Raw genomic sequence first — 7,133 nt, 5'->3', positions numbered from 1 at the left:
CATCCAGTTGCAGGGTGCCACTGCTGTGCAGTGCTTCAATCCGCGGCGCAATGTTCGCCGGGTCGATCTGATCCGGCCAGTCGCCCATCAGGCCCATGATCACCGCGGTGTCACTGCCGTGGCCGACGCCGGTGGCCGACAACGAGCCATACAGGCGCACTTCCACGCGCTGCACCCGCTCGAGCAGGTGACGCTCGCGCAGCGCGCCGGTGAACAGCGCGGCGGCGCGCATGGGACCGACGGTATGCGAGCTGGAAGGCCCGATACCGATCTTGAACAAGTCGAAAACACTGATAGCCACAATTAATCTCCTGCACGCATTCCAGCTGTGCGGCCATCATCGGGATTTGCGCAGAGCGCAGAAGTCCCACACCGACGCGTTCGTGTCCAAAGCCGTCAGATCGATAATCGAGGGGCCGAATGGAAACCGCCGACCTCGCCTGCACGGCAGCGTAGGGGACGCGATTCGGCCCGGCGATACCTGGCGCCAGCCGTGCTGCACCGTGGGACGGCGGATCGCCAGCAAGCTGACTGCTACATTCCCCCCCCACGACCAAATGCGACACCAGCGTTCTGTCAGCGACCCGACGCATAGGCAGCGACCGAGTCCCGGCGCAATGATCCGAGGCCCATGCGCCGGCCAGCAGCCGTTCGTCTCGCCTGGTTCATGGCCTGCGACCCCGAGGGGGGATCCGTCACCCGCTATTGGATAAGCCGATGAAATTACCCCAGAACTGCCTGCTGGCACTGGCCCTGAGCAGCCCGCTGCTGGCCCACGCCGCCGAACCCGCCGCCTGCGACCGGGTGCGCCTGGCCGACGTCGGCTGGACCGACCTGATCACAACCAACGCCGTGACTCGTCTGGTGCTCAACGACCTGGGCTACCGCTCCCAGGTCAAGCGCCTGTCGGTGCCGGAGACCTTCAAGGCGCTGCACGACAACGAGATCGACGTGTTCCTCGACACTTGGCTGCCCAGCTCGGACAAGGATGTCCGTCCCTACCTGGATGACGGCAGCGTGGAGTTGCTGGCGGTCAATCTGGAGGGCGCCAAGTACACCCTGGCGGTCAACCAGGCCGCCTTTGATGCCGGCCTCAAGGATTTCAGCGATATCGCCACGTTCAGGAAGGAGCTGGACGGCAAGATCTACGGCATCGAGCCGGGCAACGGCGGCAACCAGCTGATCCAGCAGATGATCGACAAGAACCGCTTTGACCTCGGCGGATTCGAGCTGGTGGAGTCCAGCGAGTCGCAGATGATTCTGCATGTCAAACGCGCCGACCACCTGAATAGATGGGCGGTGTTCCTCGGCTGGGAACCGCACCCCATGAACAACCAGCTGAACATGCGCTACCTGACTGGCGGCGATGACTACTTCGGCCCCAACCTGGGTGGCGCGACCGTCTATACCACGGTGCGCAAGGGCTTTGCGACGCAATGCCCGAACCTCGGCCGGCTGTTCAAGAATATCCGCTTCAGCCTGCAGATGGAGAATGACCTGATGGAGGCGATCCTCAATCAGAACACCACCCCCAGGCGCGAGGCCAAGGCCTGGTTGCAGGCCCATCCGCAGGTGCACGCACAATGGCTCGAAGGCGTCACCCGACGCGACGGCAGCGCGGCGGAAATGCCATCAGATAACAAAAAAACGCCCTGAATTTCATTTTTCTCCATATTGATGCAGCCCCCGGGATACGGCGGCTACACTCGTGTCAACCGCGGAAAACCACGGCTGGCGCGGGTTTCAGCCTTGGCCAAGGGCTAAAAAACTCTGTTAAGGTTTTATAGGCCAGCGCCATGTCGCCGCCCAATACGTCAGAGTCGCAAACCGACAATCGCGGTGACTCGAAGACTATATCGTTGAGCCAGCCGATTTCGTCACTGTCGACTCTTAGCCGGGCCGACAGTCCAGAGTTCCCACCCTCTGGGCCGAAGATTAGATAGCGCTGGCCACCTCAACCGGGTGCCAGCCCAACAAGAAATTTCGGATGTACGCACATTTCAGGAAGAGATGTGAAATTCCAACGGATTGGCCTTCGTTACTCTGCCAGAGGGTTTGGAAAGCAGTTTGCGACACGGCACAGCAATGCTCATTCAAAAGCATGGCCAAGCAGCGTCAATGACCTTGCGGACTCAGGGCGCGCCACTTGGCGTGCGCCTGAATGTGCAACAGCTAGCCGCGAAACAGAATGCTGTCCAAACCTTGGAACCGCCCACACTCACACAGGCAAGAACAGTCGACATCACCTGAAGAGCGTCGTTCGACGCGCGTCAGGTTCCGTGTAACTGATCTGGATGTCTACTGAAGGGGAAACACCCATGCAGTCTGGAAAAATCGTGGTCAAAAACCTCTACAAGGTTTTTGGCAACAAACCGCAAGAAGCCATCGCCAAGAGCAAGCAAGGCTGGAGCAAGGATAAAGTCCTCGCCGAAACCGGCGCGGTGATTGGTGTTAGCGATGTGTCGTTCAGTGTCGAAGAAGGCGAAATTTTCGTCCTCATGGGCCTTTCCGGCTCCGGCAAATCGACCCTGATCCGCTTGATCAACCGACTGATCGAGCCTTCCGGCGGCGATGTGTTCATCGACGGCCATAACGTCGCCAAGATGTCCAACGCGGAACTCATCAGCCTGCGTCGCCGCGACATGAGCATGGTGTTCCAGTCCTTCGCCCTGATGCCTTCACGCACCGTGCTGGACAATGCGGCCTTCGGCCTGGAAGTGGCAGGCGTAAGCCGCAAGGAACGGGAAAAACGCGCCATGGAGGTCCTCAAGGAGGTGGGCCTGGAGACGTTTGCCCAGATGCACCCCCATGAACTCTCCGGCGGCATGCAGCAGCGCGTCGGCTTGGCCCGCGCCTTGGCCGTCGATCCCTCGATGATGATCATGGACGAGGCCTTTTCCGCCCTCGACCCGCTCAAGCGGCGCGAAATGCAGGACTTGCTGCTCGAGCTGCAAAAGGTCCACCGCCGCACCATCATCTTCGTCTCCCACGACATCGAGGAGGCCATGCGTATCGGCAACCGTATCGCCATCATGGAAGGCGGCAAGCTGGTCCAGGTCGGCACCCCGCAAGAGCTGGTCGACAACCCCGCCAATGATTATGTGCGCAACTTCTTCGATACCGTCGACACCAATCGCTACCTCACCGCCGGCCAGCTCATGGCTAATAGCGTGCCGATCTTCGTGCACAACGGCGTTGCTCCGGACGCCCAGGTCGTCTCGCAAAAGCTTCAGGAACTGGACAAGCATTACGCCTTCATTGTCGATGAGAACAACCGTTTTTATGGATCCATCAGCCTGGAGAAGATCGCCCTGCTGGTTGAAGGTGGTCAGTCATGCAAACTCGACCAAAGCGTGGTGAAGCAGATCACCCCGGTGCCGGAAGACATGCCGCTGGATAAAGTGATCCAGCGCCTGGTGGACAACGAAGGTCCGATCCCGGTTGTCGGTGGCAACGGCCAATACTCTGGCGCCATTAGCAAGGGTCGCCTGCTGACCCGCATGCAGGGAGAATGACATGAGTGAGAAAAAACTCGACCTGGGCAGCTGGGTCAACGACGGCGTTCAGCACCTGCTGGACAACTACAGCGACGGCTTCGACAGCATCGGTGGCTTGGTCAGCTCCTTTTCCGAAGGCATCGAGGCCATCCTCATGCTGCCGCCGGCGTGGCTGCTGATTGCCATCTTCGTCGGCCTCGGCCTCTGGCGTATCGGCGCTCGGTTTGCCGCCTTTACCGCCGTATCCTTCATTCTGATTGTCCTCACCGGCTTCTGGGAACAGACCGTGGTGACCCTCGGCCTGACCTTCTCCGCGACGCTGATCAGCCTCTTGCTGGGTATCCCCCTGGGCATCTGGGCGGCCAAGAGCGAGCGTGTGGCGACTACCATCCGCCCCATTCTCGACTTCATGCAGACCATGCCGGCGTTCGTCTACCTGATTCCGGCGGCCATGCTATTCGGCCTCGGCCGGGTGCCGGGGATCATCGCCACGGTGATTTTCGCCATGCCGCCAGCGGTGCGCCTGACCAACCTGGGTATCCGCCAGGTCAACAAGGAAATCATCGAGGCCGGTCAGTCCTTCGGCTGCAGCAAGACCCAGTTGCTCCTCAAAGTCCAGCTGCCCAGCGCCATGCCGTCGATCATGGCCGGGGTCAACCAGACCATCATGATGGCCCTGTCGATGGTGATCATTGCCTCGATGGTCGGCGCCGGCGGCCTGGGCAACGACGTGCTGGCGAGCATCCAGCGCCTGGATATCGGTCTAGGCTTCGAGAGCGGCATGGCCGTGGTACTGCTGGCGATCATCCTCGACCGCATTACCGAAAGCTTCGGCACCAAGCAAAGCGAGAAACGCGCCACCCTGATCAGCTGGGTGAGTGCGAAATTGCAGCGCCAGTAAGACTTTCACCTTATCCGTTCACAGAGGGAGCCATAAATGAGCAAGTTGAAAACCATTGCTGGGGTTGGCCTGCTGTCCTGCGCGATGCTGCAAAGCGCCTGGGCCCAGGAGCCGGAAAGCTGCAAACAGGTGCGCTTCGCCGAGATCGGCTGGGCCGACATCGCCGCCACCACCGGCGTGGCCATGACCCTGAGCGAGGGCCTGGGCTACCAGACTCGCAAGATCATGGCCTCGGTACCGATTGCCTTCACCGGCGTGCAAAAGGGCCAGATCGATGTGTTCCTTGGCTACTGGGCACCCTCGATGGACGCGGTGATCGAACCCTTCACCAAGGACAACGGCGTCAAGGTGCTGCCAACCGCCAACCTGGAGGGGGCCAAGTACACCCTCGCCGTACCGACCTACCTGGCTGAGGCTGGCCTGAAAAGCTTCCAGGACATCGCCAAGTTCAAGAAAGAACTCGACGGCAAGATCTACGGCATCGAGCCCGGTAACGACGGCAACCTGCTGATCGAAAAAATGATCAAGGAAGACCAGTTCGGCATGGGCGGTTTCCGCATGGTCGAGTCCAGCGAAGCCGGCATGCTGGTGCAGGTGCAGCGCGCCGTGAGAAAGAACAAGCCGGTCGTGTTCCTCGGCTGGGCACCTCACCCGATGAATACCCAGTTCGATATCACCTACCTATCGGGCGGCGATGACGTGTTCGGCCCGGATTACGGCGCCGCCAAGGTCTACACCGTGGTACCACCGGATTACGAAGCACGCTGCCCCAACATGGGCAAGCTGCTGAACAACCTGCAATTCAGCGTCGAGATCGAAAGCCAGCTGATGGAAAAAGTGCTGGAGAAAGAAGACCCGGCGGAAGTGGCCAAGAATTGGATCAAGGCCAACCCGGAGGCCCTGGACAAGTGGCTGGCTGGCGTCACCACCTATGACGGCCAGGATGGCGCTGCCGCCGTGAAGAAGCACGTCGGACTGTAAAAGCTCTCGCCCGCCTGGCGTCCGCGCCAGACGGGCAGAGGCACGCATCACTGGCATGGGTTAACCGGCCAGCGCAACACCCGCAATCAGCACGAGCCAGTAACACAGTTGAACTGCAACTCTCACTGATGGAGCATCAAATCTATGCGTAAACTATCCACCTTCTGCCTGAAAAGTCTTGGCGTTGCTGCACTCGCGCTGGGCATGTCCACTGCCATGGCCGCGGACAAGCCCACCTTGACCATCGGCTTCGTCAACGGCTGGGACGACAGCGTCGCCGCCACCCATGTCGCAAGCGAAGTCCTCAAGAGTAATCTCGGCTACACAGTCGAGCTGAAAGCCGTTGAACCCGCGATCATGTGGCAAGGCGTGGCCCGCGGCGACCTGGATGCGACCCTCTCCGCCTGGCTGCCGGTCACTCACGGCGAGTACTACGCCAAGATGAAAGACAAGGTGGTGGTCCTCGGCACCAACTATGCGGGCGCGAAAATCGGCCTGGTGGTTCCCGACTACGTCGAAGCCAAGAGCATCGAAGACCTGAACAAGAGCAAAGAAGCCTACGACGGCAAGATCACCGGCATCGACGCCGGTGCCGGTGTGATGCGCCGCACCGAAGAAGCCATCGAGAAATATAACCTGGACTTCAAGCTGATGCCGAGTTCCGGTCCGGCCATGGCCATCGCCTTGGCCCGCGCCGAGAAGAAGAAGGAAGCCATCGTGGTCCCCGGCTGGATTCCGCACTGGATGTTCGCCAAGTGGAAACTGCGCTTCCTCGAAGACCCGCAGAATGTCTTCGGCGAAGCTGAGCACATCGACACCGTGGCCAGCATGGGTATGGAAGCCAAGGCGCCAGAGGCCGCTGCCTTCCTCAAGAAGTTCTCCTGGGGACCGGAAGAAGTAGGCGCAGTGATGCTGGCCGTCAGCGAAGGCGCCAAGCCGGAGCAGGCCGCCAAGGACTGGATCGCCGCCAACCCCGAGCGCGTGGCGGGTTGGTTGAAGTAAGCACTGCTACAGCAACAACGAAAAAGCGGGCTTCGGCCCGCTTTTTCGTTACCGGCATTTACCGCAGGTCTGCCGGGCGCTGGACAGGCAAATGGGCGACAACTAGGGTTAACCGTGCTAGTTCCCAGTCAGATCGGCTAGCCAGCACCTGTCGCGTTTTCGAGGAGCAGCAAGGGTTGCAGGACGACGAGCAAGGCTACGCGACAGAGCATTCCGCTTCATGGGCCGTCAGCGGAACCCTCTCCACGTACCGCAACAAGCTGGAGTCCTGTCATGAAAATGCTCCTCACCGTCGAGTTCCCACTTGAGCCCTTCAATACCCTCGTGAGAACCGGCAAAGTGGGCGAAGTCATCGCCCGCATCCTCGAAGCCATCAAGCCGCAAGCGGCCTACTTCACCGAACAAAACGGCAAGCGCGGCGGCATTTTCATCGTTGACGTGCAAGAGTCGTCGGATGTACCCGCCCTGGCGGAGCCTTTCTTCCTCAACCTCCAGGCCGACTGCAGGTTCCGCATCCTGATGAGTCCCGAAGACCTGCAAAAGGCCGGGCTGGAAGAACTTGGCAAGAAATGGGCGTGAATGACGCCTGATCGGCACGCACGGGGGCAGGCGCAAGCTGCGCCTTGGTGTTTGCACATCGATTGCGGCCCCATAGCCCAAAAGGGCGCGCATTTATTTTCCGAGCCAAGGGTCTCGCTTGATCAATAGATTCGCGCCCCTATCGCGCCGTCGTGCATGCCGTCATGGCGGAT

General features: G+C 60.4%; 7 protein-coding genes. 6 read left to right on the top strand and 1 reads right to left on the bottom strand.

From position 1 onward, the window contains the following. A partial coding sequence (locus ABZE94_RS18880; RefSeq protein WP_372877381.1) for a serine dehydratase beta chain occupies positions 1–301 on the bottom strand: 301 nt, incomplete at its 3' end. Positions 302–717: 416 nt separating this feature from the next. On the opposite strand from ABZE94_RS18880, the gene choX reads away from it, so the two are divergent. The 6 genes from choX (at position 718) to ABZE94_RS18850 (ending at position 6,960) form a co-directional block, all read left to right on the top strand. Beyond that, positions 718–1,656 carry a choline ABC transporter substrate-binding protein gene (choX, locus tag ABZE94_RS18875; RefSeq protein WP_372877379.1) on the top strand — a complete coding sequence of 313 codons (939 nt, stop codon included), beginning with the start codon at positions 718–720 and terminating at the stop codon, positions 1,654–1,656. Between the two features lie 662 nt (positions 1,657–2,318). Continuing rightward, on the top strand, positions 2,319–3,515 hold the full coding sequence (locus ABZE94_RS18870) for a glycine betaine/L-proline ABC transporter ATP-binding protein (RefSeq protein WP_372877377.1): 1,197 nt from the start codon (positions 2,319–2,321) through the stop codon (positions 3,513–3,515). Between the two features lies 1 nt (position 3,516). Beyond that, positions 3,517–4,398, top strand: coding sequence for an ABC transporter permease (locus ABZE94_RS18865; protein WP_372877375.1), 882 nt, complete (start codon positions 3,517–3,519; stop codon positions 4,396–4,398). A gap of 36 nt (positions 4,399–4,434) precedes the next feature. Next, positions 4,435–5,379 carry a choline ABC transporter substrate-binding protein gene (locus ABZE94_RS18860; protein ID WP_372877374.1) on the top strand — a complete coding sequence of 315 codons (945 nt, stop codon included), beginning with the start codon at positions 4,435–4,437 and terminating at the stop codon, positions 5,377–5,379. Positions 5,380–5,523: 144 nt separating this feature from the next. After that, entirely contained in the window at positions 5,524–6,381 is an 858-nt protein-coding gene (locus ABZE94_RS18855; RefSeq protein WP_372877372.1) for a glycine betaine ABC transporter substrate-binding protein, read from the top strand. Between the two features lie 273 nt (positions 6,382–6,654). Continuing rightward, the gene (locus ABZE94_RS18850; RefSeq protein ID WP_372877370.1) at positions 6,655–6,960 is read left to right on the top strand and encodes a panthothenate synthetase; all 306 of its coding nucleotides are present in this window, start codon (positions 6,655–6,657) and stop codon (positions 6,958–6,960) included. The last annotated feature ends 173 nt before the right edge of the window (positions 6,961–7,133 follow it).

It is taken from the genome of Pseudomonas sp. (assembly GCF_041601375.1).
Taxonomy (GTDB): domain Bacteria; phylum Pseudomonadota; class Gammaproteobacteria; order Pseudomonadales; family Pseudomonadaceae; genus Aquipseudomonas.
Note: the sequence above shows the minus strand (reverse complement) of the source record. Positions and strands in the feature narration are given on the sequence as shown.

Bases quoted from the DNA above. Each gene is read 5' to 3' on its own strand.
- ABZE94_RS18865 (WP_372877375.1), top strand. From the start codon at position 3,517: ATGAGTGAGAAAAAACTCGACCTGGGCAGCTGGGTCAACGACGGCGTT.
- ABZE94_RS18860 (WP_372877374.1), top strand. From the start codon at position 4,435: ATGAGCAAGTTGAAAACCATTGCTGGGGTTGGCCTGCTGTCCTGCGCG.
- choX (WP_372877379.1), top strand. From the start codon at position 718: ATGAAATTACCCCAGAACTGCCTGCTGGCACTGGCCCTGAGCAGCCCG.
- ABZE94_RS18850 (WP_372877370.1), top strand. From the start codon at position 6,655: ATGAAAATGCTCCTCACCGTCGAGTTCCCACTTGAGCCCTTCAATACC.
- ABZE94_RS18870 (WP_372877377.1), top strand. From the start codon at position 2,319: ATGCAGTCTGGAAAAATCGTGGTCAAAAACCTCTACAAGGTTTTTGGC.
- ABZE94_RS18855 (WP_372877372.1), top strand. From the start codon at position 5,524: ATGCGTAAACTATCCACCTTCTGCCTGAAAAGTCTTGGCGTTGCTGCA.